The sequence below is a fragment of the Paenibacillus sp. FSL K6-1096 genome (assembly GCF_037977055.1).
Lineage (GTDB): Bacteria > Bacillota > Bacilli > Paenibacillales > Paenibacillaceae > Paenibacillus_AQ.
The window spans coordinates 2966981-2991029 of the sequence record NZ_CP150274.1 but is presented as its reverse complement, the minus strand read 5'-3'; the positions used below and the strand labels follow the sequence as shown (position 1 = coordinate 2991029).

Genomic DNA, 24049 nt, shown 5'->3' with positions numbered 1-24049 from the left:
TTCTAAAAATAGAAATTAGAGTTTGAATAATAGGAGTACAAGAAAATATGAAAAGAACTATTGATAATCTATTATCTAAAGAAAAATATGCATATTTAGCCGTGATTCTTTCTACGCTTGTATTATATTATAAGGTTATTTTTGGACAATTGTGGATGAAATGGGATATGTACTCTGCAATTTACCCATCTTTCTTTAGTATATCTGAACATTTGAAAAATGGTATGTTACCTTTATGGGAGTTTTTTGTAAATAGGGGAGTTCCATTATCTCACGTTCTAGGGATCCCCATATGGTCGCCACTAACATTGTTATTGGCTTTAATTGGATTTGATCAATACTCAATGCAAGTATATTTTATGCTTATTGTTTTGTCGGCGGGATTATTTATGTATCTAGCATTAAAAACACATGTTAATAATCATTGGCTATGCGCTTTAGGAGCGGTTGGTTATGCTACTTGTGGTCTTTTTATATCGAATGCTGAACATGCTACTTTTATTAGTGCAGCGGCACTTTATCCTTTAATTTATTTTTCATACAAAAGATTGATGGTAACTTTAAAAGTTGAGTTTTCTATTCTATTAGGTTTTAGTATAGGATTATTAATTTTGAACAGCTATCCTCCATTTGTTGTTTTTGTAGTTTTCTATTTAGTGTTAGATACTGTATTTAGTTATAAACTATTGCTAAAAAAATTCAAAAGAATCATTGTACAATTAGCCATTGCTGTAATTATTGCAATTAGTAGTAGCTTCATAACACTCTACACTACTTTTGACATAATAGATGGAATAACTAGGGAGAAAGTAGCTTGGGACGTAGCAACTTCCTCATCTCTAAATTTTATGAATTGGTTTTCTGCTCTTACACCAGGGCTTGTACAAATGGCTAAAACTATTAACGCTCCTTTAGATATATCCATGGATAATACTTATTTAGCGTTGCCTTTGTTAATTCCTGTGTTTTTGTTTAGGAAACACGATAAAAAACAATTATGGGTGTTCTTTCTCATGATTTTTTCTGCATTGCTCTGCATGGGTAAATATGGATACTTATATAAATTTTTTTATGAATATGTACCAGGTATCAATACATTTAAGTTCCCCGCAGGATTAAGATTCTTTTACTTTTTCTTTGTAATAGTAGCTTCGATAAGGAGTTTAGACAGGTTATCTCAACAAAATGAGATAGAATCGTTGAAAAAACCTATTAAGATGTTTATTGGATTTTTTTCAGTTTTCATTATTTTCATTATTTTATTACAATATATGCAAGGAACCAGTCTGTTGTTTCCGAAATATATTTTACTTGAGTTATTTATTAGTATTTTTCTGTTATGGATACTATTTAAGCTATCTGATATAAAGTTGGATGCTCAAAAATATATTTTTGTATTATTTATAATAAGTTTTCTTTTTTCGGGATTATCTATAGAAAGAAATGACAAGCATACGATTGGTACTATGGAGAGACCTTATTCTTTTAGTAATGAAATTAAAAATACTTATATTATGGATGGCTATACAAAGAATTCGTTCTCTCATGATAGTGCTGAGATGAGCAATGATGCTATTTTCAGAAGAGAATTTCAAAATCAAGGATATATTGGGAGCTTTCAACTTAAAAGCTTCCAGTTGGCGAAAGATAGCAAGCGCTTAGCGCACGAGGGGGACCCGGTAGTTTGGTTCACTAAAAAAACTGTCAATGAAATCAATGAGAACCCTACCATGGAATTAGAGCCATATCCTCAAATGGTGAAAGTTCAAGGTAATAGAATTAGTTTCGAGTTAAATAATGAAGGTGAAGGATATATAGTTTTAAATCAAACTTACTTTCCAGGCTGGCAAGCTAAAGTGAATGATGAGGATAAGGAAATTATTGAACTTGAAAATGGAACTATGGCAATAAGAAAAGATTCTGTGAATAGCATTAATAATGTAGTATTTGAATTCAAACCAATCAAAGTGATAATTGCTTTTTGGATTACATTATTTACATGGATTTCTATGATTATTTATTTTATTTATAACAAATTAATGAAAAATATAGAAAAGACAAGATTGATGAAGAATTTAAGAGTGGAGGGGAAACATGGAGACTAAAAATGAAAGTCGATTAATTTGTGTTGAACAAAAGGGTGATGAAAGAGGTCTTTTGTCAGTTATTGAGGAGAATAAGATAGTACCCTTTGAAATCAAGAGAGTCTTTTATATATATAAAACACTACCTGATATTCGAAGAGGCTACCATGCTCATTACAAGACAAGACAAGCATTAATCTGTGTAGCGGGAAATTGCAAGATACTTTTAGATAATGCTGTAAGTAAACGTACTGTATTATTGGATTCGCCTGATAAGATGTTGATTCTTGAACCAAACGATTGGCATGAAATGTATGACTTCTCTCCAAACTGCGTTTTACTCGTGCTTGCCTCGCATTTGTACGATGCAGAAGACTATATTCGTGATTATGAAAAATTCAAAGAGGTGTATGGGGGATGAAACACTACTTTACTCATCCACAGGCTATTGTCGAATCAGAGAAAATTGGGGAGGATACGCGGATTTGGGCGTTTGCACATATCTTACCGAATGCGGTGATTGGTTCCAACTGTAATATTAACGATCATACCTTCATTGAAAATGATGTAATCTTAGGCGATAATGTTACCGTTAAATCAGGAGTATATATTTGGGATGGAGTTACGATAGAAGATAATGTTTTTATTGGTCCAAATGTTACTTTTACTAATGATTTGAGACCTCGTTCTAAACAATATCCAACTGAATTTTTGAAGACTGTGCTTGAGGAATGGGTTTCAATAGGTGCAAACGCAACAATAATTGCAGGGAACACTATTGGGAAGTATGCCATGGTAGGGGCTGGCTCGCTAGTAACTAAAAATATCCCTAATAATACACTTTGGTATGGAAATCCAGCTAAATTCAAAGGCTACATTTGTAATTGTGGTGAGAAATTGAATCAACAATTCTCTTGTCCAGCTTGCGGTAAGCAATACTCTATAAAAAACGAGATCATCATTGAAAACTAATAAATTACTCGAAATAGAATAGGTGGGTTAAAATGATCCCTTTCCTTGATTTAAAAAAGATTAATTTGCGTCACGAAAAGGAAATATTAGATAGCGTTCATAAAGTTCTACACTCTGGGTGGTATATCCTCGGTGAGGAAGTTAAATCATTTGAAGCAGAATTTGCTGAGTATTGTGGAACTAAATATGCTTTGGGTTTAGCTAACGGATTAGATGCTTTGGAATTAATTATGAGAGCGTACAATATTGGTCCTGGGGATGAAGTGATTGTACCCTCTAATACCTATATTGCATCGATATTATCTATATCTGCGAATGGAGCAACACCTGTGTTAGTAGAGCCAAACTTGCTGACATACAATTTGGATCCTAACAAAATAGAAGAAAGTATAACTCCTAATACTAAAGCAATTTTGGTAGTTCACTTGTATGGCCAGTCGTGTAATATGGGGCCTATCATAAAAATTGCGAAAAAATATGGTTTAAAGATAATTGAAGACTGTGCTCAAGCTCATGGTGCTATTTATGATAATAAAAAGGTTGGAAACTTAGGAGATGCCGCAGCATTTAGCTTTTATCCAGGCAAAAATTTAGGTGCTTTAGGAGATGCTGGAGCAATTACAACAAATGATGAAGACTTGTATAAAGATCTTTACGCTTTAAGAAATTACGGATCGCATAAAAAATACGAGAATCTATTCAAAGGATACAATAGCAGACTGGATGAATTCCAAGCTCCTATTTTGAGCATAAAATTAAAATATCTCGATCAAGACAATGATTATAGAAGAAAGATAGCAATGTATTATTTGAACAATATCAATAATAAGCATATTGTACTACCAAGCGTTGAAGAAGGGCCATTATCACATGTTTGGCATGTTTTCGTTGTAATGACTTCCTTAAGAAGTGATTTTATTAATCATATGACTAATAACGGAGTTCAGACGATGATTCATTACCCTATCCCACCCCATAAACAAGAAGCTTATAAAGAGTGGAGTGAAATAGTTTTCCCTATTTCCGAAAAAATTCATTCTGAAATTGTCAGCCTCCCGATAAGTCCTGTGATGGATATGGAAGATGTGCAGAGAATTGTGGAGGTTGTAAATGAGTATAGACCGGATTAAATTGTCTATTGTTGTGCCTATATACTTTAACGAATTAAATATCCCGCATACCATACCACGGTTACAGGAATTAGAGAATATTATACCGGATTGTGATTTTGAGTTTGTATTTGTAGATGATGGTTCAAAGGACAATTCATTTTCGCTATTAATGGAAGCAAAAAGGCAAGATCCGCGAATTAAAATTATAAAATTAAGTCGGAATTTCGGTTCCATGTCTGCGATTCAAGCAGGGTTAAATTATACTACTGGAGATTGTGTAGGTATCATTGCGGCCGATCTGCAAGACCCTCCAGAATTATTCAAGGAGATGATAGAACACTGGAGATCCGGCAAAAAGGTTGTACTAGCAACGAGAGAAGATCGGGAAGAATCGTTTTCTCAAAAGTTATTCTCTAATACTTACTATTATTTGCTAGAGAAATTTGCATTAAAGGGATATCCAACGGGTGGATTTGACTTTTTATTAATAGACAAGCAGGTTGTTCATGAGGTTGTAAGGATTCAAGAGAAAAATACTAATATTATGAGTCTTATATATTGGCTTGGACACGATCAAGAGCAGATTCCTTATGTAAGACAGGAAAGAAAATTAGGTAAATCCAGATGGACGCTTTCTAAAAAAGTTAAGCTTTTTATTGATTCTTTTGTGAGCTTCTCATATTCTCCTATCCGTTTTATGTCCTTTATAGGTGTCATAACAGCTATATTGAGCTTTTTATATGGAGTCTTTGTAATAGTTGGAACTTTATCCGGATTTATTGAGCTCCAAGGGTGGACTACAATTATTGCTTTAATTACTTTTTTATTAGGCATTATTATGATTATGTTAGGCATTATTGGTGAATATCTTTGGAGGATTTTAGATGAAAGCAGAGAGCGGCCGTCCTACGTTATTGACCAAACTTTTGAATAAAGAATTCTTGAAATTTGTCATAAGTGGAGGAGTTAATACATTAGCTACATATTTAGTGTATTTACTGCTGTTACTGTTTTTGAATTATTCTTTGTCTTATACGGTTTCCTATATTTCTGGAATTTTTCTGTCATATTACTTGAATACAGTGTTTGTATTCAAAGAAAAAATGTCGATCAAAAAAATTCTTAAATTTCCTGTTGTATATCTGATTCAATATTTCATTAACTTATTAATGTTGTATATTTTAGTAGAACATCTACATCTATCTACTAAAATTGTACCCTTAATTGTTGTTATAGTGACTATTCCTGTAACCTTTGTTCTTTCTAAGCTTATTATAAAAAGCAAATAACAAAATTACATTTACCCAAGTTGAGCTCTAAATAGACGAAATATTAGTCCCTTTGGAATGACCGGGGAATACTATGGAATGATTCAGAGCATAAAATATTATGGGAATGCAATATTTACAACAGATAATTTTCTTATAATGGGATATGCATTAATCATTACTATTGATAAAGGTGGTCAACCCATGAAACTTCTCATTACCGGCGGTGCCGGCTTCATTGGCAGCAACTTTGTAATTTACATGCTGCAACAACACCCGGATTACCAAATAGTCAACGTGGATGCTCTAACGTATGCGGGGAATCTAGAGAACCTGAAATCGGTTGAGAATCACCCGAACTATACGTTCGTGAAGGCGGATATTACTGATACGGCGGCGATGGATAAGCTGATTGGTGATGGCGTCGATGTGGTGGTTAATTTTGCGGCGGAGTCGCATGTGGACCGGAGTATTCTGGAGCCGGAAGTGTTCGTGAAGACAAATGTGCTGGGGACTCAGGTGCTGCTGGATGCGGCTAAGAAATACAACGTAACGAAGTTTGTGCAAGTCTCCACAGATGAGGTCTATGGAACGCTTGGTGCTACAGGTCTATTTACTGAGGAAACCCCGCTGACCCCGAACAGCCCGTATTCTGCAAGTAAAGCAGGCGGAGATTTACTGGTGCGCGCCTATCACGAAACATTTGGCCTGCCGGTGAATATTACGCGCTGCTCCAATAATTATGGTCCTTATCAGTTCCCGGAGAAGCTGATTCCGCTGATGATCTCGCGTGCCCTAGCGGATCAGGCGCTGCCGGTGTACGGCGATGGCATGAATATCCGCGACTGGCTGTATGTGGAGGATCATTGCAGCGCGATCGACCTGGTTATTCATGAAGGTATGAACGGCGAAGTGTATAACATTGGCGGCAACAATGAGCGGACGAATGTGCATATCGTGAATACGGTGCTGCAAGAGCTGGGTAAACCGGACTCACTGATTACGTATGTGCAGGACCGTCCAGGGCATGACCGCCGCTACGGCATAGACCCGACCAAAATTACGAATGAACTGGGCTGGAAGCCTAAGCATACGTTCGAAACGGGCATCAAAGAGACTATCCAGTGGTATCTGAATAACAAAGAATGGTGGACCCGCATTCAGTCTGGCGAATACCAGAAGTATGCTGCGCTCCAGTACGGTACCCGGCTAGGGGACTCCCTGTAATGGCCAAGATGAAGGTGTTCGTTACAGGCGCCGGAGGGCAGCTTGGACAGGATCTGATGCTTCTGTTGCAGAGCCAGAAAATTGAGGCGCTGGGCTGTGACCGTCAGGAGATGGATATTACCGATTTGGAGCAGTGCCAGGAGACGATCGGCGGTTTTGCACCTGATGTGGTCATCCATTGCGCAGCGCATACGTCGGTGGACGTGGCCGAGACAGATGTGGATGCAGCCTACCTGATTAATGCTACCGGAAGCCGGAATGTAACCCTTGCTGCGGAGAAAGCGGGGGCGAAGCTGGTCTACATCAGCACGGATTATGTGTTCGATGGCATGGGACAAAAGCCTTATCATGAATATGATAATACTGATCCTAAGAGTGTCTATGGTAAGTCAAAACGGGCTGGAGAGGTTTTGGTTCAGTCCTTGTCCTCTAAATATTTCATCGTGCGTACCTCTTGGGTATACGGAAAGTACGGCAATAACTTTGTGAAAACGATGTTGAAGCTCGGCCAAGAAAAACCGCTGCTTCAGGTTGTACATGACCAGAAAGGTTCGCCTACGTACACCGTGGATTTAGCCAGATTCTTGCTGGAGCTAATCCAGACGGAAAAATACGGCGTATACCATGCCTCGAACAGTGATTCCTGCACATGGTATGAATTCACTCAGGCCATCTTTGCGGAAGCCGAAGATATCCTGGGACTGAAGTTCACCGCTAAGCTTGAGCCTTGTACAACGGACCAATTTCCGCGTCCGGCACCGCGCCCGCGGAACTCTGTGCTGGAGCATCTGGCCATCCGAACCAATGAGTTCAAGGATATCAGGCCATGGCGGGAAGGGCTGAAGCATTTCCTTTATAGCCTTAAACAAAATGATTAATAATATTGTTTGCACTATCACGACCGGCACTCCCGGTCTTTTCTGTGTTATAATAATTGTCGATAGATTACTATATTTGTCAGGAGAGTATTGCAGTGAATGTGGATGTTAGTATTTTGATTCTCAATTACAACACCTGCCGCCTGACGATGGATTGTCTAAGGTCGGTGTATGATTCCGAGACAAGGTATTCCTATGAAATTATTCTAGTAGATAATAACTCCCATGATAACTCGGTGGAGATGATCAGCAAGGAATTCCCGGATGTGCTGCTGATCGCCAATTCGGAAAATGTAGGGTTTGCCAAGGGTAATAACCAGGGGATGGAGGCTGCCTCCGGGCGGTATGTGCTTCTGCTCAACTCGGATACGGTGGTCCGCAAGGATACGCTGGAGACGATGATTGCGTTCATGGACAGCCGGCCGGATCTTGGCGCGTCGGGCTGCAAGGTGATTTTGCCGGATGGGGCGTTGGACAAAGCTTGCCGGAGAGGGTTCCCGACCCCGTCGGCGTCCTTCTATTATGCCTTTGGCTTCAGTAAGCTGTTCCCGGACCGTCCGCGGTTCAACGGCTATCAGCTCGGGTATCTGGACCCGGATGAAGCGTATCCGGTAGATTGCCTCGTAGGAGCGTTCATGCTGCTGCGGCGGGAGACGATTGAGCAGGTGGGCGGGCTGGATGAGAACTTTTTCATGTATGGAGAGGACCTGGACTGGTGTTACCGGATTAAGGAAGCCGGCTGGGGCATCTACTATTATCCGCAGACGTCCATCGTGCATCTGAAGGGCGGCAGCGCGCGCCGCAGGCCGTTCAAGATCGTGTATGAGTTCCACCGGGCGATGATTTTATTTCATAAGAAGCATTATAGCAGGCAGTACAATAGTATGATAAATGGAGCGGTCTATGCAGGGGTCGGCGTGAAGTTCACGCTCTCGCTGCTGCGCAACGCGCTGATTGCTCCGCGTAAGGTGCCAACACCCGCACAGAGTCTGTCTGTTCCCGGGGAAAACGGCATCCGCAATGAATCGAAGGCTGAGGTGAGATTATGATCCGCCGGAATCAGAAATTCCTGACCCAATTATATATGGTCGCTGACTTCCTCATTATTCAGCTGTCCTTCCTGGCGGCCTGGTGGCTGAAGTTCAAGAGCGGCCTGCTGGAATCCTACCGGACGCTTCCGATTGAATCCTATGCCTACTGGAGCATGATCTACGGGGCCATCGCGGTGTTGATCGGGATTATGGTATCGCTCTATTTGCCGAAGCGGAAGAAGCGGTTTATTGATGAATTCCTGAAGGTGTTTCAGGTTCACGCCATGGGCATCTTCATCCTGCTGGGCCTGATGTACTTCCTGAGAGAGATTGACGTCTCCCGTCAATACCTGGCGATCTATATGGGCTTCAATATTATGTCGATCATGCTGTACCGCTATGTGCTGAAGAAGATGCTGAAGTCGCTGCGCGAGAAAGGCTTCAACCGCCAGTTCGTCCTGATTCTTGGGGCAGGCACATTGGGTAAAAGATTCTACAGCAACCTGGAGCAATACCCGGAGCTGGGTTATGAGACGATCGGGTTCCTGGATGATTTCCATCAGTGGGACAGCATTGAGGAGCAGCGGTATAAGCCGATTCTCGGCACGGTGGACCAGCTCGAAGGGATGCTGGAGATGCTGCCGGTCGATGAGGTGATTCTGGCGCTGCCGCTGGATGCCCATTCCAAATACCCGGCGATTATCGCCACCTGCGAGAAGGCCGGGGTGCGGACGCTGATTATTCCAGACTTTTTCGATTACCTGCCGGCCCGTCCTTACTTCGATAACTTTGCCGGGATGCCGATGATTAATGTGCGCGATATTCCGCTGGATATGGCCGGGAACAAAATGGCGAAACGGATCTTCGATGTTGTCTTCTCGCTCTTCGCCATTATTATGCTGTCTCCGGTGATGCTGCTGGTCGCGCTGGGTGTGCGGCTGACTTCACCGGGCCCGGTGATTTTCAAGCAGGAGCGGGTCGGTCTGAACCGCCGCAACTTCATGATGTACAAGTTCCGCTCGATGAAGATGCAGACGGACGGCGGAGTGGACACCGGCTGGAGTACCAAGGATGATCCGCGGCGGACCCGCTTCGGAACCTTCATCCGCCGTACGAGTCTGGATGAGCTGCCGCAGTTCTTCAACGTGCTGTTCGGCCAGATGAGTGTGGTCGGTCCGCGGCCGGAGCGCCCGTATTATGTGGAGCAGTTCCGCGGCGAGATTCCGAAGTATATGGTGAAGCACCATGTACGGCCGGGCATTACCGGCTGGGCCCAAAGCAATGGTCTGCGCGGAGATACCTCGATTGAGGACCGGATCAAGCATGATATTTTCTACATTGAGAACTGGTCGCTGCTGTTCGACATCCGCATCATCGCCAAGACGATCCGCAACGGCTTCAAGAACGCTTATTAATATCGGACTTATCTATAGGTTTCCAATAAAAACGGTTGCTGCCCTTTGAGGATGACACAGCCGTTTTTTCTTTTTCAGCCCACTCTCTACTACTTGCAAAGGAGACTGACATCATGAAGAGAAACAAGCTTATTGCTTCCGTTATTATGATCGTTGCTGTCGCCCTCATGCTTGTACTTACCCTTGGGGAGCCAAAGAAGGAGCCGGAGACCGGCTTCGCCGCCCACAGAGTCATTGCCCATGCCATGGGCGGAATTAATAACAAAGCGTACACCAATACACAGGATGCTTTTATTGCGAATTATGAGCAGGGGACCCGGATCTTTGAGGCGGACCTGCTGCTGACAAGTGATGACCAGCTGGTAGCCCGCCATGAATGGACGACGGGTATGAGTAAGAAGCTGGGTCAACAAGAGGTGCTTCCTCCCGATAAGCAGGGCGATGTGCTGACCCATGAAGAAGTGATGAACAGCCCGGTGCTTGAATTATACTCTCCGCTGGATATTGAGAAGATTGTCGAACTGATGGAGGTTTACCCGGATGCCTATGTTGTAACAGATACGAAGGAGCTGGAGCCGGAGCAGGTTACGAAGCAATTTGAGCTGATTGTGGAAGCCGCACAGAAGAAGGACCCTGCTCTGCTGCAGCGGATCGTCCCGCAGATTTACAGCCGGGAGATGCTGGGTGTGGTGAAGAAGGTATATGATTTTCCTGAAATGATCTTCACACTATATCAGACACAGGACAGCGATGAAGTGATCCTTGAATTTGTCAAGCAGACCGGAGTGGATATCACGATGCCCATCGATAGAGCGACCAAGAGCTTCGTACGCCAGCTGAAAAAAGCAGGGGCGAGGGTCTATGTGCATACGGTAAATGATGAGAAGGAAATCGTGAAGCTGTCCCGCTTAGGAGTGGACGGATTCTATACCGATTTCATCGCGGAGAATGATCTGAAGCAGATCAGGGGGCTGCGTAAATAGCAGAAAGCCACCCAGTAGTTATAGGCGAAAAAATGTTCGTATTTTGTTCTGTTTTAAATTGACACCCCCCTTCCCGCTGACATAGACTAGATATATTCACTGAAATGAACAATGAGGATGGACGGGGATGAATGAAATGCGGCAATTGATCCGGCCGTGGCGGCATGTTTTTAAGCTGGACCCGGACCGTGCTCTGGGGGATAAGGAGCTGGAGGCGGTCTGCCGGTCGGGAACGGACGCGATTCTGGTAGGCGGCTCTACGGGAGTCACCTACGACAATACGGTAAGCCTGCTGGAGCGAATCCGGCCGTACGGCTTGCCTTGTGCGCTGGAGATCTCCGACCTGGAGGCTGCTGTACCCGGCTTCGACCTCTATATGATTCCCATGGTGCTCAATACTGCCGATACTTCATGGATTCTGGGCCATCACCGCCGGGCGATTGAACGCTTCGGCAGTCTGATCCCATGGGAATTGCTGCTGACTGAGGGCTATATCGTGCTGAACGGCGATTCCTCGGTCGCCCGTCTAACCGGTGCGGACAGCTCGCTTGATGCCGCCGGGGCGGGTGCCTATGCCCAGATTGCAGACAAGCTGATGAATCTCCCCGTAGTCTATCTGGAATACAGCGGAGCCTTCGGAGATATGGAGATTGTGCGTGAGGTCAGGGAGGTCGTGGAGCATAGCCAGCTGTTCTATGGCGGCGGAATTACGGGTGCAACGGAAGCGAGACAAGCGGCAGCGCTATGCGATACCGTGGTAGTCGGCAATATTATTTACAGCGATGTGGAGCAGGCGCTGATGACCGTTCAGGCGGTGCGGGAGACGCCGCAGAGGGACTGGCTGTAGCTTGCACAGCAGACCCGTTACAGGACACCAGGATGAACAGATTTTACGATAACAAAAGCTGAAAGGAGCATGTCCCACATGCAACTTGTTAATATACACGACGCCGTAAGCCGGCTGAATCCGCCGCAGCGTCAGGCCGTAGAGACTACGGAAGGCCCCCTGCTGATTATGGCCGGCGCAGGCAGCGGCAAGACCCGGGTGCTGACGCACCGGATTGCCTGGCTGATTGCGAACCGCAAGGCTCCGCCGTGGGCGATTCTGGCGATTACTTTTACGAATAAGGCCGCCCGTGAGATGCAGGAGCGTGTCTCCAGGCTGGTCGGTCCGGAGGGCCGCGATATTTGGGTCTCGACCTTCCACTCCATGTGCGTACGGATTCTGCGGAGAGATATTGAGCAGATCGGGTTCACCTCGAACTTTTCCATTCTTGATTCCACCGACCAGTTATCTGTTATCCGCAATTGCATGAAGGATCTGAATATCGATACGAAGAAGTTTGAGCCGAAGGCGATCCAGGCCGTGATCAGCACGAACAAAAATGAACTGATTACACCGGCGCAGTATGAGCAGAAGGTTGGCGACTATTTCGAGGGGCTGGTCGCCCAGGTGTATACGAAATACCAGCACCGTCTGCGAAGCAATAACTCGCTGGATTTTGACGACCTGATTATGAAGACGATTGAGCTGTTCAAGGAGAAGCCGGACGTACTGGACTTCTACCAGAAGAAGTTCAAGTACATTCATGTCGATGAGTATCAGGATACGAACCGGGCGCAGTACATGCTCTGCCGGATGCTGGCCGACAGTCATCACCGCATCTGTGTGGTCGGGGACAGTGACCAGTCGATCTACCGCTGGCGCGGGGCGGATATCTCGAACATTCTTAATTTTGAAGAGGATTATCCCGAAGCCAAGACGATTCTGCTGGAGCAGAACTACCGCTCGACCTCGAATATCCTGAATGCTGCGAACGGCGTCATCGCCCTGAATACGGGCCGCAAGCCCAAGAAGCTGTGGACCGATTCGGAGGATGGTGCGAAGATCAAGGTATACCGCGCTGATTCCGAGCATGATGAAGGGTATTTCGTTACCGGGGAGATCAGCAAGAATGTGAAAGCGGGCCAGAAGTATCAGAATCATGCGATTCTGTACCGGACGAACGCCCAGTCCCGTGTCATAGAAGAAATTCTGATCAAGTCTGACATTCCTTATCAGATTGTCGGCGGGATCAAGTTCTACGACCGTAAGGAAATTAAGGATCTGCTGGCCTATCTGCGTCTGCTCAGCAATCCCGATGACGATATCAGCTTGGTGCGGATTATTAATGTTCCCAAGCGGGGGCTGGGTGATACGACCATCGGCAAGCTGGCGGCGGCGGCAGTGGACCGGGGCGTCTCGATCTTCCGGGTGCTGGAGACGGTGGACGACTTGGGCTTCGCCGGACGTACACGCAATGCGCTGGTGGAGTTCTACGATATGATCGAAGCGCTGCGCCGGATGGTGGAATTCCTGTCGGTCACGGAGCTGACGGAGAAAATTCTGGAGCTGTCCCAGTACCGGCTGGAGCTGCAGAATGAGAATACGCTGGAATCCCGTTCCCGGCTGGAGAACATCGACGAGTTCCTGTCCGTTACGATGGAATTCGAGAAGAACAATGAAGACAAATCGCTGGTCTCCTTCCTGACCGACCTCGCGCTGGTGGCAGACATCGACAGCATGAATGACAATGAGGAGGACCGCAGCGATGCGGTCGTCCTGATGACGATGCACAGCGCGAAGGGGCTGGAATTCCCGACCGTGTTCATCATCGGGATGGAGGAGGGTGTGTTCCCGCACAGCCGTGCCTTCCAGGACAATGATGAGCTGGAGGAGGAGCGCCGGCTGGCGTATGTGGGTATTACGCGTGCGGAGAAGCAGCTGTTCCTCAGCTGCGCGCGGATGCGCACGCTGTTCGGGCGGACGGCCTCGAATGCGCCGTCGCGCTTCCTGGACGAGATTCCGGAGGAGCTGAAGGAAGATACCGTCCGCGCTGCGGACCGCTTCCGGCGCGGAGGCGCGGAGGTAGGCGGTGCCTATGGCGGCCGGGGCTTCAGCGGAAGCGGAGGCAGCCGGGGGAACTTCGGCAGCAGCCGCACGGCAGCGGCCGGGTCTGCGCCGGAGGGCGGCGGCTCCGCCAGCTTCGGCAGCGGCAGTTCGGCCCGGGCGGTGCCCGGCGCGGGCCGGGTGGTGGTGACGACCGGAGGCGCGCAGCGCACGACGGGCGGGGCCGGGGCGGCGGCCGAGGCCGGAGGCTTCAAGGCCGGCGACAAGGTGGCCCACGGCAAATGGGGCACCGGCACCATTGTGGCCGTGAAGGGCAGCGGCAACGATACGGAGCTGCAGATTGCTTTCCCGGCGCCGGTGGGTGTGAAGCGGCTGCTGGCCGGGTTCGCCCCGATTACCAAAGTTGAATAAATCAAGCTGCGATTAACGCTAGTGTTTTTGGATCACGCTAACCGTAGGAAACCTATTTGACGGAGGGATATGCCGGATGGATAAGATGTTCACCATGGAAGAACTGGTTGCCGAGCTGAATCAATACAATTATCACTACTATACGCTGGATGCTCCGCTGGTCAGCGACAAGGAATATGATGCGCTCTATGATAAGCTGGTGGCGCTGGAGGCGGAGAGCGGGATGGTCCTGCCGCATTCCCCGACCCAGCGGGTCGGCGGAGAGCTGCTGAAGGGCTTCACCCCGCACCGCCATCTGGCACCGCTGTGGAGTCTGGACAAGGCGCAGAACATTGAACAGCTCCGTACCTGGAATACCCGCGTATTGAAGCTGGTGAACGACTACAATACCAAGAACCCGGAGAACCCGCTGCCGGAGCCGTGTTATGCGGTGGAGCTGAAGTTCGACGGGCTGACCCTGAACCTGACCTACCGTGACGGTGTGCTTGTTCAGGCAGCGACCCGGGGCAACGGGGTGACAGGTGAGGGCATCCTGGCGCAGGTGAAGACGATTAAGTCCGTACCGCTGACCATTCCCTTCAAGGAAGGTTTAATTGAGGTGCAAGGCGAAGGGATTATGAATCTGTCCGTGCTGGCCGATTATAATACCCGAGCTGCGGAGCCGCTGAAGAATGCGCGCAACGGGGCCGCCGGGGCCCTGCGTAACTTGAATCCCAAGACAACCGCCGAGCGCAGGCTGAATGCTTTCTTTTATAATGTGGGCTATGCGGAAGGCGTGCAGTTTGCCGATCATCAGGAGATGATGGAGTTCCTGCGCAGCAACCATTTCAAGGTGAATCCGTATCTGAACTATTTCAGCAACTTTGATGATGTAACTGAGCAGCTGGCCGAGATTGAAGAGAGCCGCTCCGGCCTGGATTATCTGATTGACGGTGCGGTTATCAAGGTTACCGACTTCCGCATCCGTGAAGCGCTGGGTTATACGGATAAATTCCCCCGCTGGGCGGTGGCCTACAAGTTCGAGGCGGAGGAGACGACAACGATCCTGGAGTCGGTCAGCTGGAATGTCGGGCGCACCGGTAAAGTCACGCCGCTGGCCCGCGTGGAGCCTGTGGAGCTGGCCGGAGTCACGGTGCAGAACTGTACGCTTAACAATGTGGGCGACATTGAACGCAAGAATCTGAAGTTCGCGCTGGGGACACGGGTGTTCATCCGCCGCTCCAACGATGTCATCCCGGAGATTCTGGGCAAGGTGACGGAGGAGAGTGACGGCGGGGAGATTATTTTCCCTGAGCAGTGCCCGGCCTGCGGATTCCCGCTGGAGATGCGCGGCGCGCATCTGTTCTGCAACAACAAGCTGGACTGCAAGCCGCAGATTGTCAGCCGGATTACGCATTTCGCTTCGCGCGATGCCATGGACATCGAGACGTTCAGCGAGAAGACAGCGGCTCAACTGCATGAAGAGCTGGGTGTCCGTGAGCCGGCGGATCTGTATGAGCTGACCTCCGAGCAGCTGGTGAAGCTGGACCGCTTCGGGGAGCGGAAGGCAGCTAATCTGCTTAAGGCGCTGGAGGAGAGCAAGGGAAGAGATCTGGCTTCCTTCCTGTTCGCGCTTGGCATTCCGAATACAGGCAAAGCTACTACCCGGATGCTGGCGGACCACTACCGCAGCCTGGAAGCGGTCATGTCCGCCACTGCAGAGGAGCTGGCCGGTCTGCCGGATATCGGCGGGATTGTGGCGGAGAGCATCGTGAATTATTTTGCCGACCCGTTCGTGGTGGTCAGTATTAACCGGATGCTGGCGCTGGGCGTAGAAGCCAAGGGACCTGAGGCTCCGCGTGAAGTGGCAACCGATTCGTTCTTCAGCGGCAAAACCGTGGTGCTGACCGGCACGCTGCACAAGATGACCCGTGATGAAGCCGCCGAACGCCTGGAGGCACTGGGAGCCAAGGTATCCGGCAGTGTCTCCAAGAAGACCGATCTGGTCATCGCCGGTGAGAAGGCGGGCAGCAAGCTGGCCAAGGCCCAGCAGCTCGGCATTCAGGTCATTGAGGATGAAGACGAGCTGATCCGGCTGCTGGAGATGTAAGAGAATATTTAAGTCCTGTGTTTCCTTTGCCTATGGGCGGAGGGCCGCAGGGCTTTTTTTAATGTATAGGCGGCGAACGAACGGAATGTAATCGAAAAACCGACCACATTGCGCCAGGCGAGGGTGAATGGACTGGATGTACGGGGATAAGGCACCAGCATTTGTTACCTGGTAGGGTGATTTTTCCGCCTTCATATGATCATCTGATAATTTAATACAACTCCATACTTCTTTTGACAGATCGTTAACCTTTCCAAGGTAAGCTTAGGCTTAGAACCGTCACAATGAGGAAGGGGTATATGATGAAGAAGCTAATGAAGGGTATGATCTTTGGAGGACTGGCGGCTGCCGTAGTTTCAGGAGCAACGCTTGCAGGGGCGGCCAAAAGCCCGGCAAATCCAGGGGGCGCTGCCAAAGCCCAGTCTAAGAATCTGATCGTTCTGATCGGAGACGGCATGGGCCCGGCCCAGGTATCTGCGGCGAGATATTTTCAGCAATACACCAAGGGTGTCAAGCACCTGAACATCGATCCGTACTACGTGGGGCAAGCGACTACATATGCAGACCGGGGAGAAGACAGCGGTAAAATCGTCTCCGGGATCGTCACCGACTCCGCTTCGGCAGGAACTGCATTCGCTACAGGCCACAAAACCTACAACGCGGGCATCAGCGTCTCGAATGAGGACGTTTCCAAGCCGTTTGCATCAATCATTGAAGCTGCCGAGAGCGCAGGCAAGGCCACCGGCCTGGTGACGACTGCCCGTATTACCCATGCAACACCAGCCGTGTACGCTTCCCATGTCCGCAACCGGGATAACGAATCGGCGATTGCCTCGCAGTATCTGGAGAGCGGCGTCGATGTGCTGATGGGCGGGGGCAAGCAGTTCTTCCTGACCAAGGATGAGAAGGGCAAACGTACCGACAAGAACCTCCTGCCTGACTTCAAAGCCAAGGGCTACACGGTGGTTGAGAATGCCTCGGCTCTAAATGCGCTGACTTCCAAAAACAGCAAGGTACTCGGCCTGTTCGGCAACTCGCATGTGGCGTATACCCCGGACCGGACGGCGGAAATTCCGAGCCTGGCGGCCATGACCTCGAAGGCGCTGAATATTCTGTCTGCCGATAAGAACGGCTTCGTTATGATGATTGAAGGCGGCCGTATCGACCATGCCGGTCATGCCAACGATCTGCCGACCCTGGTGCAGGAGGCGCTCGATTTCGATGCAGCGTTCAAGGCAGCGGTGGATTTTGCGAAAAAGAATGGCAATACCTCTGTAGTGGTTACGGCGGACCATGAGACTGGCGGCCTGTCGCTCTCCCGCGACAATATCTATGAGATCAACATTGATCTGTGGAACAAGCAGAAGCATTCCTCCGAGAGTCTGGCAGCGGACCTTGAGGCCGCACAGACCCCGGAAGAGATCCGCAAGATTGTAACGGCCAATACCTGGATTACCGATCTGACCGATGAGGAAGTAACCCAGATTATGAACGGCGACGGCTCCTCCTACAAAAGAGAGGGCGCGTATAATGCGGTCATCTCCAAGCGTCTGCTGGTAGGCTGGTCCGGTCACGGTCATTCGGCGGTCGATGTCGGAGTCTGGGCGTATGGCCCGATTGCCGACAAGGTGAAGGGGCAGATCGACAATACGCAGATCGCCATAGCAGGGGCGGGAATCCTCGGACTGGACCTGAACAAACGTTCCGCAGAGCTGCAAGCTAAGTACGTCTATCCGAAGTTTAAAATCAGCCGCGACAATGAGGTGCTGTTCCCGGCACAAGCTCTGATCAAAGCGCTCGGAGGAAATTATACAGCCAGTGCTTCGGCAGCGAAGCTTACGCTTGGTAAAAACACCGTTGACATCAATCTGGCCGGCAAAACAGCGAAGCTGAACAGCAAGGCGGCAGCATACACCGTAGACGTGGACAATAATGTGCTCTATCTTCCGCTCAGTGCCTTCAATCAGCTGAAGGGCTCGGCGTTGAAATGGGATGCGCTGTCTGAACGCATTGTACTCAGATAGGAGTGAACGGCTTGCTTGAGATCCGGAACTTGAAAAAGCAGTTCAAAACCGACGGCAAAGCCATTCCCATCCTGGATATCCCCCGGTGGAATGTTCCACAGGGAGAGCGCGTAGCCATTACCGGACCCAGCGGGTCCGGTAAAAGCACGTTGCTCCATCTGATTAGCGGGATCATGAAAGCGGACAGCGGCAGCATTGCCGTGAACGGCCAGCCGCTTCACGAGCTGACGGAAGCGAAGCGTGATGCCTTTCGTGCGTCGGCGATCGGTTATGTGCTCCAGGACTTCCATCTGATTCCGTCGCTGACGGCCCGGCAGAATGTCGAGATTGCCATGAGCTCAGGGCTTACGCAGAAGGAGCGGCACCATATCGTGGACGGCTGGCTGGAGCGGGTGGGTCTTGCAGGCCGCGGAAGGCATCTGCCCTCGGAGCTGTCGCGCGGACAGCAGCAGCGGGTGGCCATTGTCAGGGCAATGGTGAACAACCCGCCGCTGTTGCTGGCGGATGAGCCTACAGGCAGCCTGGATTGGGAGACGGCGGAGGAGATTGCTTCCCTGCTGCTGGACCTTAGTGCAGCACAGGGGCATACCCTGATCGTGGTCACACATGACCTGAATATGGCCGGCCGGTTCCCGAGCTGTCTGAATATTCAGGACATTAATGAAGTGCGCCGCGAGACGGTAACGAAGCAGCGGACGGTTATGGCTTCAGGACGGCGCGAAGAGGTGACGCTATGAGCCTGTTCCAGCTCACCTTGCGCAATGTGCTGCACCGGCGGTTCCTGTCGCTGCTGACCGTATGTGCGGTGGCGATTACCGTGGCTTTTGTTGTTCTACTTGTCCTGTCCCGGCAGAGTGTCGAGCAGGGGGCGAAGAAGGGCTATGGCCCGTTCGATCTGGTCATCGGCGCGGCAGGCAGCGAGACCCAGCTTGTGCTGAACACGTTCTATCATATAGGTGCACCGACCGGGAATATCCCGCTGGCTGTTCTGGATGCGGCCCGGAGGGACCCGTCTGTGGATGCAGCCTATGCTATGACTACAGGAGACAACTACAAGGGGTTTCCCATCGTGGGACTGGACTCCAGTTATTTTTTCACCCGTTACGGCGACAGCAAGCTTCAGGCAGGCATGATGTATGCCCATACCGGTGAGACCATTGTAGGCGCTTATGTCGCCCGCTCGCTGGGATTGAAGGTGGGAGACACCTTCTCGGGTGCACATGGGCTTGTTCAGGGAGAACATCATGAAGCAGCAGCGTCAGAAGCTGAGGAAGAGAGCGGGCACGCGGCTGAAGGTGCGGAAGGTGCTGAAGGGGCCGGGCACGATGAAGAACACGCGCACAAGAGCTTCCGCTACACAGTCGCAGGCATCCTTCCTGATCTGCATACCCCCGATGACCGGGCGGTATTTACAACGGTAGACTATGCCTGGGCGGTACATGAACTGGCGCCTGAAGAGAGGGAGATTACCGCTGTATTGGTTAAGCCGGCCAGCCTGCTCGGCGCCCATGACCTGAAGCAGAGCTTTGACGGCAGCAACGGGGTTCAAGCGGCTTATACCAGCAAGGCTGTGTCTGATGTGCTGAATGCTGTCGATCAAGGCTCACGGCTGATTGGTCTGATCACCGCCATCTGCGTGCTGCTTGCGGGCATCACCATTCTATTATCCCTGATTGCCGCAGTCTCTGAGCGGACCAAGGATGTGGGGATTCTTCGCCTTCTCGGCAAATCGCGGGCCTATGTATGGCTGACGTTAACGACAGAGGGGCTGCTGGTGACGGCAACCGGACTGATCGCCGGGCTGCTGGCCGGTCATGCGGGAGCGTATCTGCTGAAGGACATGCTGTTCTCACAGGCGGGCATCCAGATTGACCCGTACCGCTGGACGGCGGAGCATTGGCTGATTGCGGGCGGCGCGCTGATTCTGGGACTGCTGTCCTCGCTGGGACCAGCCTTCCGGATGTACCGGATGCACCCGCTCGCTCTGTTCAAATCCTAGGAGGAATATGATATTGAGACAATTACAGGGAAAAATGCTGCTGCTCTCCGGGGCTCTGACCAGCCTGCTGCTGCTTCAGGCCTGCGGTCAGAATTCTGCGGCTGAGGGGAGCGGTGAATCCTTCGCTGCCGCAGCCGGGGCTTCGCCGGAGGTTGACGGACTAACACAGGGCCAAGCCTCTGTATCTCCTGCACCGCAGGCATCAGCCGAAGCGCCCCGGATGACCGGGCAGCCTTCGCCTGCTACGGAGAAGCCTGGCAGGACGCCGGCTGCGCTCAAGCCCACTGCCTTGCCTTCCTCAGCGTCTTCTGCTGAGCCTGTGGCAGAAGCTACCCATGCTTCCCGGAAGCCTTCCGTGGAGGAAGGAGGCTCCGTCCCAAGCCCTACGGCAGTGCCTGAGGCGACTACTGTCCCGATAGCAACTAAAGAACCTATAGCCACCAAAGCACCTAAAGCAACCAATTCCCCTAAAGCAACTCCTGTCCCTACCCCTGCGGCCAGCCCGTCCCCGGCGGCGAAGGTAACTGAAACAGAAGGGACGGCTGCCAAGGGCAGCACAGAAATCGGCTGGAACGGCTTCTTTGACGGTGACGACCAGACCCGACCCTCAGAACACTTCTGGGATCTCAGCGGCCAGCAAGTGACCATTAAAGGGTTCATGGGCGAAGTTCTGTCTTTTGAGAAAAATTGGTTTCTGCTGATCCCAGAGCCGGGAGCAGAGTGTCCGTTCGACAACGGGGATGAGACCTACTGGAACAAGATTATGATTGTCTTCGTTCCGGAAGGCAGCAAGCTGCGCTATACCACGGGTCCCCTGGAGATCTCAGGGCGTCTGGATGTCGGCATCAAGATCGACGAGTCCGGCTACAAAACCATGTTCCGCCTCTACGATGCTTCCTTCAAGAGCTTGTGATCGGCATACGCAAAGAAGCCTCCTATCCCTCATGGGGCAGGAGGCTTCTTCTTTGTGTTCTGCGCATACCGTAACAATATTTACACCCGCTTCGCACCGGGCAGCCAGGCATCCTTGTCATAGCCCCGCAGCTCCCAGTACCCTACATAATCCTCGTCAATCAGCTCAATCCGGTTCAGCCATTTAACAGATTTATAGGCATACATTTGCGGAGTAATCAGGCGGACCGGGCCGCCGAGCTGGTTCGGAATCGGCTTGCCGTCATGCATCACTGCGACCATGATGTCATCCATCCGGGCCTGGTCCAGCGTCAGCGAATCGGTGTAGACACCGTCACCGGAGTAGAACTTCACCGTGACAGCCTGCGGCTGTACACCGGCCAGATCAAGCAGCTTGGAGAGGGGGAGGCCCTCCCAGGTGTTTTTGTAGACAGACCAGCCCGTCACACAGTGAAAATCACTAACCTGCACCTCGCGCTGCAGCTTCACGAACTCTTCCCAGTTCCAGGTCAGCTTCTTGTTCACCAGCCCGTCGATCGTAAAGGACCAGTTGGAATTGTCGAAGGCGGGAATAGCCGTGACCGTATACACGCGGAAGCTGCCCTCGGCTCCCCCGCCGATGGGAGGAGCGGAATCCGGCAGCGGGAGCGGGTCGGGAACCAGCGCATTGGCATTGGACGCGGCATAGTCTGCTGTGCCCGGAAGCTGCATCGCTCTGCCGAACCAGCGGATAAAGGTGGGGCCAAGGGTAACGGCAAGTCCAGCGCCTACAGCAGCCTTGATGAAACCACGGCGTGTGTATAGAGGCTGTGCATCGGATGCAGCCGCAGGCCGTGAGTGCCCGGCAGTAGAAGAGGACTCTTTTCCAGGTAATGCTTCAGCCACGATCGAGCGCTTCTTCGGCTCCTTCAGCCACTTCACCCGGGTGATGGAGTGGTAGATGATCACAGGGAGACCGATCCAGGTCAGCAGGTCATGAATGAACAGTGCAATGTTGGCCGCTCTTGGTCCGGCTAATCTGAACTGCCACAGAACCACCCCGGAGAGCAGCCAGCCGATCAGCAGGGCAAGCACGAAGATCACATTAGCCTTCTGGGCGGGCTTGCCCTTGAGCCGTTTCCAGTGCTTCGCAGCCAGCAGCAGATAATAGACTACAGGAATCAGCAGCACCAGTCCGAGGGCCGTATGCCCCCATTTCAGCCACACCCGGCCTTCCCCCAGCAGCTCCCGCCAGAAGCCGCCGACCAGGATCAGACCGCTCACCGCGAGGAACAGGACCAGCCAGGCATTCCACAGGTGAATCGATACAAGCTTTTTGCCATACCCTTTGCGCACTCTTGCGAGTAGATTCTTCAAGCGTTACCCCTCCTCCGGGCTTGCTGCCTGAGCGTGATTAATTCAAGTTTTAACTAATTGTACCGCAAAAATAGCCTGTTGAATAATCTCTGTTCGCTTGGTCCGCCAAAGGTATTTATTCCGCCGCCCATTCCTCCAGCTTCTTGTCACCCGGCAGCAGCAGAGCCAGCAGGCCCAGCAGCGGAAGGAAGCCGCAGGCCACGAACACAGGCGCAATCCCGGCTCTATCGATCAGGTCGCCAATGACTACAGAGCCGATCCCGCCAAGGCCGAAGGCCAGGCCGGTAATCAGGCCCGAGACGGTTCCGATGTTGCCCGGATACAGCATCTGTGCGTAAATCACCGTCACCGAGAAGCTGGACAGCAGGATGAAGCCGGAGATAATCAGCAGCACGGCTGCCCAGAACGTGTTCACAAAAGGCAGGGCCAGCGCAAACGGAACCGTACCAATCATCGAAACTAGAATCAGATTCCGCCGGCCAAACCGGTCAGCAAGCGGGCCGCCAAAGAAGGTGCCGACCGCACCGGCTGCCAGATACATGAAAATGTAGATCTGCGCACGGTCCAGCGTCATCCCGTATTTGTCCATTAAGTAGAAGGCGTAATATCCGCCGATGGATGCGCCGTACCAGGAGCGCACGAACACGATGAAGACCAGAATGACGGTGGTGATGATGATGCGTTTGCTGCGGGCGGGATCGATGGAGCGGGACGCTGATTTTTTGCGGAAGGTATATCCGGCATTCAGCATGTCACGGTACCAGCGGGCCACATAGGTCTGGACGGCCACCCCGGCAGCGGCGATCACTGTGAATCCAAGCGCACCCATCTGACCGAAGGGGATGAACACCCACTTCATGAGCAGCGGCCCCAGGGCCTGACCGGTATTGCCGCCTACCTGAAAAATCGACTGCGACAGCCCCTTCCGCTGACCGGCCGCCATATGAGCTACACGCATCCCTTCAGGATGGAAGGCGGCGGAGCCAAAGCCCACCAGCATCACCGACACAATCACCAGGACATAGTTCCCGGCAAAAGCGAGCAGGAAGACCCCGGCGAAGGTACAGCACATCCCCAGCGGAAGCAGAATCGGGCGGGGCTTCCGGTCGGCGGCGAACCCGATGATCGGCTGAATCAGCGAGGAGGTGAGGTTCAGCGCGAAGGCAATCCAGCCGATCTGGGCATAGGAGAGCAGCAAGTTATCCTTCAGCACCGGGAACATGGCCGGAATAAGCGCCTGAATAGAATCGTTGAATAAATGAACAAAGCTCACCGCGAGCAAAATACGGTAAATGGTTGCCTGCTGCAAATGGCTTGCTTCCTTAAGCGGAACGGAGGCAGCAGGGGGATTAGACTTATTGGACATGATGACTCCTTTCAGTAATATAGAAGATGAAT

The 24049-nt window shown here is 50.4% G+C and carries 20 protein-coding genes; 18 read left to right on the top strand and 2 right to left on the bottom strand.

Annotated elements, in window-relative coordinates:
* Positions 1-47: 47 nt before the first annotated feature.
* The 18 genes from MHI24_RS13355 (at position 48) to MHI24_RS13270 (ending at position 21296) form a co-directional block, all read left to right on the top strand.
* Positions 48-2105 carry a YfhO family protein gene (locus MHI24_RS13355; protein ID WP_340026064.1) on the top strand — a complete coding sequence of 686 codons (2058 nt, stop codon included), beginning with the start codon at positions 48-50 and terminating at the stop codon, positions 2103-2105.
* Positions 2095-2505, top strand: a complete 411-nt coding sequence (locus MHI24_RS13350; RefSeq protein ID WP_340026063.1) for an FdtA/QdtA family cupin domain-containing protein — start codon at positions 2095-2097, stop codon at positions 2503-2505. The genes MHI24_RS13355 and MHI24_RS13350 overlap by 11 nt, the downstream gene beginning before the upstream one ends.
* On the top strand, positions 2502-3056 hold the full coding sequence (locus MHI24_RS13345; protein WP_340026062.1) for an acyltransferase: 555 nt from the start codon (positions 2502-2504) through the stop codon (positions 3054-3056). The genes MHI24_RS13350 and MHI24_RS13345 overlap by 4 nt, the downstream gene beginning before the upstream one ends.
* Positions 3057-3088: 32 nt before the next feature.
* On the top strand, positions 3089-4186 hold the full coding sequence (locus MHI24_RS13340) for a DegT/DnrJ/EryC1/StrS family aminotransferase (protein ID WP_340026061.1): 1098 nt from the start codon (positions 3089-3091) through the stop codon (positions 4184-4186).
* On the top strand, positions 4167-5102 hold the full coding sequence (locus MHI24_RS13335) for a glycosyltransferase family 2 protein (RefSeq protein WP_340026060.1): 936 nt from the start codon (positions 4167-4169) through the stop codon (positions 5100-5102). The genes MHI24_RS13340 and MHI24_RS13335 overlap by 20 nt, the downstream gene beginning before the upstream one ends.
* Positions 5053-5457: a GtrA family protein gene (locus tag MHI24_RS13330; protein ID WP_340026059.1), complete on the top strand. Its 405-nt coding sequence runs from the start codon at positions 5053-5055 to the stop codon at positions 5455-5457. The genes MHI24_RS13335 and MHI24_RS13330 overlap by 50 nt, the downstream gene beginning before the upstream one ends.
* Before the next feature lie 183 nt (positions 5458-5640).
* Positions 5641-6663, top strand: a complete 1023-nt coding sequence (rfbB, locus tag MHI24_RS13325) for a dTDP-glucose 4,6-dehydratase (RefSeq protein ID WP_340026058.1) — start codon at positions 5641-5643, stop codon at positions 6661-6663.
* An 8-nt stretch (positions 6664-6671) separates the two neighbouring features.
* Positions 6672-7541: a dTDP-4-dehydrorhamnose reductase gene (gene rfbD / locus MHI24_RS13320; protein WP_340026679.1), complete on the top strand. Its 870-nt coding sequence runs from the start codon at positions 6672-6674 to the stop codon at positions 7539-7541.
* 101 nt (positions 7542-7642) lie between these two features.
* On the top strand, positions 7643-8590 hold the full coding sequence (locus tag MHI24_RS13315) for a glycosyltransferase family 2 protein (protein WP_340026678.1): 948 nt from the start codon (positions 7643-7645) through the stop codon (positions 8588-8590).
* On the top strand, positions 8587-9987 hold the full coding sequence (locus tag MHI24_RS13310; RefSeq protein ID WP_340026057.1) for an undecaprenyl-phosphate glucose phosphotransferase: 1401 nt from the start codon (positions 8587-8589) through the stop codon (positions 9985-9987). The genes MHI24_RS13315 and MHI24_RS13310 overlap by 4 nt, the downstream gene beginning before the upstream one ends.
* 113 nt (positions 9988-10100) lie before the next feature.
* On the top strand, positions 10101-10970 hold the full coding sequence (locus MHI24_RS13305) for a phosphatidylinositol-specific phospholipase C/glycerophosphodiester phosphodiesterase family protein (RefSeq protein ID WP_340026056.1): 870 nt from the start codon (positions 10101-10103) through the stop codon (positions 10968-10970).
* A 136-nt stretch (positions 10971-11106) separates the two neighbouring features.
* Positions 11107-11817 carry a heptaprenylglyceryl phosphate synthase gene (locus MHI24_RS13300; protein ID WP_340026677.1) on the top strand — a complete coding sequence of 237 codons (711 nt, stop codon included), beginning with the start codon at positions 11107-11109 and terminating at the stop codon, positions 11815-11817.
* Positions 11818-11895: 78 nt separating this feature from the next.
* The gene (gene pcrA / locus MHI24_RS13295) at positions 11896-14271 is read left to right on the top strand and encodes a DNA helicase PcrA (RefSeq protein WP_340026054.1); all 2376 of its coding nucleotides are present in this window, start codon (positions 11896-11898) and stop codon (positions 14269-14271) included.
* A 76-nt stretch (positions 14272-14347) separates the two neighbouring features.
* Complete coding sequence (gene ligA / locus MHI24_RS13290; RefSeq protein WP_340026053.1) at positions 14348-16360, top strand: NAD-dependent DNA ligase LigA; 2013 nt, start codon at positions 14348-14350, stop codon at positions 16358-16360.
* A gap of 299 nt (positions 16361-16659) precedes the next feature.
* Positions 16660-18384 (top strand): alkaline phosphatase, encoded by a 1725-nt coding sequence (locus MHI24_RS13285; protein ID WP_340026052.1) that lies wholly within the window; start codon positions 16660-16662, stop codon positions 18382-18384.
* 11 nt (positions 18385-18395) lie between these two features.
* Positions 18396-19121 carry an ABC transporter ATP-binding protein gene (locus tag MHI24_RS13280; RefSeq protein ID WP_340026051.1) on the top strand — a complete coding sequence of 242 codons (726 nt, stop codon included), beginning with the start codon at positions 18396-18398 and terminating at the stop codon, positions 19119-19121.
* On the top strand, positions 19118-20383 hold the full coding sequence (locus MHI24_RS13275) for an ABC transporter permease (protein WP_340026050.1): 1266 nt from the start codon (positions 19118-19120) through the stop codon (positions 20381-20383). The genes MHI24_RS13280 and MHI24_RS13275 overlap by 4 nt, the downstream gene beginning before the upstream one ends.
* Positions 20384-20396: 13 nt before the next feature.
* A complete protein-coding gene (locus MHI24_RS13270) occupies positions 20397-21296 on the top strand; it encodes a hypothetical protein (RefSeq protein ID WP_340026049.1) in 900 nt (299 codons plus the stop codon).
* 80 nt (positions 21297-21376) lie between these two features.
* Here the strand turns inward: MHI24_RS13270 and MHI24_RS13265 are convergent, their stop codons facing one another.
* The gene (locus MHI24_RS13265) at positions 21377-22651 is read right to left on the bottom strand and encodes a molybdopterin-dependent oxidoreductase (protein ID WP_340026048.1); all 1275 of its coding nucleotides are present in this window, start codon (positions 22649-22651) and stop codon (positions 21377-21379) included.
* 115 nt (positions 22652-22766) lie between these two features.
* Positions 22767-24017: an MFS transporter gene (locus MHI24_RS13260; RefSeq protein WP_340026047.1), complete on the bottom strand. Its 1251-nt coding sequence runs from the start codon at positions 24015-24017 to the stop codon at positions 22767-22769.
* Positions 24018-24049: the final 32 nt, after the last annotated feature.

What these genes read in the sequence shown, in the direction of transcription:
- MHI24_RS13330 (WP_340026059.1), top strand. Translation starts at nt 5,053, where the DNA reads ATGAAAGCAGAGAGCGGCCGTCCTACGTTATTGACCAAACTTTTGAAT.
- MHI24_RS13275 (WP_340026050.1), top strand. Translation starts at nt 19,118, where the DNA reads ATGAGCCTGTTCCAGCTCACCTTGCGCAATGTGCTGCACCGGCGGTTC.
- rfbB (WP_340026058.1), top strand. Translation starts at nt 5,641, where the DNA reads ATGAAACTTCTCATTACCGGCGGTGCCGGCTTCATTGGCAGCAACTTT.
- MHI24_RS13345 (WP_340026062.1), top strand. Translation starts at nt 2,502, where the DNA reads ATGAAACACTACTTTACTCATCCACAGGCTATTGTCGAATCAGAGAAA.
- MHI24_RS13305 (WP_340026056.1), top strand. Translation starts at nt 10,101, where the DNA reads ATGAAGAGAAACAAGCTTATTGCTTCCGTTATTATGATCGTTGCTGTC.
- MHI24_RS13260 (WP_340026047.1), bottom strand. Translation starts at nt 24,017, where the DNA reads ATGTCCAATAAGTCTAATCCCCCTGCTGCCTCCGTTCCGCTTAAGGAA.
- MHI24_RS13340 (WP_340026061.1), top strand. Translation starts at nt 3,089, where the DNA reads ATGATCCCTTTCCTTGATTTAAAAAAGATTAATTTGCGTCACGAAAAG.
- MHI24_RS13350 (WP_340026063.1), top strand. Translation starts at nt 2,095, where the DNA reads ATGGAGACTAAAAATGAAAGTCGATTAATTTGTGTTGAACAAAAGGGT.
- MHI24_RS13300 (WP_340026677.1), top strand. Translation starts at nt 11,107, where the DNA reads ATGCGGCAATTGATCCGGCCGTGGCGGCATGTTTTTAAGCTGGACCCG.
- MHI24_RS13355 (WP_340026064.1), top strand. Translation starts at nt 48, where the DNA reads ATGAAAAGAACTATTGATAATCTATTATCTAAAGAAAAATATGCATAT.
- ligA (WP_340026053.1), top strand. Translation starts at nt 14,348, where the DNA reads ATGGATAAGATGTTCACCATGGAAGAACTGGTTGCCGAGCTGAATCAA.
- pcrA (WP_340026054.1), top strand. Translation starts at nt 11,896, where the DNA reads ATGCAACTTGTTAATATACACGACGCCGTAAGCCGGCTGAATCCGCCG.
- MHI24_RS13335 (WP_340026060.1), top strand. Translation starts at nt 4,167, where the DNA reads ATGAGTATAGACCGGATTAAATTGTCTATTGTTGTGCCTATATACTTT.
- MHI24_RS13310 (WP_340026057.1), top strand. Translation starts at nt 8,587, where the DNA reads ATGATCCGCCGGAATCAGAAATTCCTGACCCAATTATATATGGTCGCT.
- rfbD (WP_340026679.1), top strand. Translation starts at nt 6,672, where the DNA reads ATGAAGGTGTTCGTTACAGGCGCCGGAGGGCAGCTTGGACAGGATCTG.
- MHI24_RS13285 (WP_340026052.1), top strand. Translation starts at nt 16,660, where the DNA reads ATGATGAAGAAGCTAATGAAGGGTATGATCTTTGGAGGACTGGCGGCT.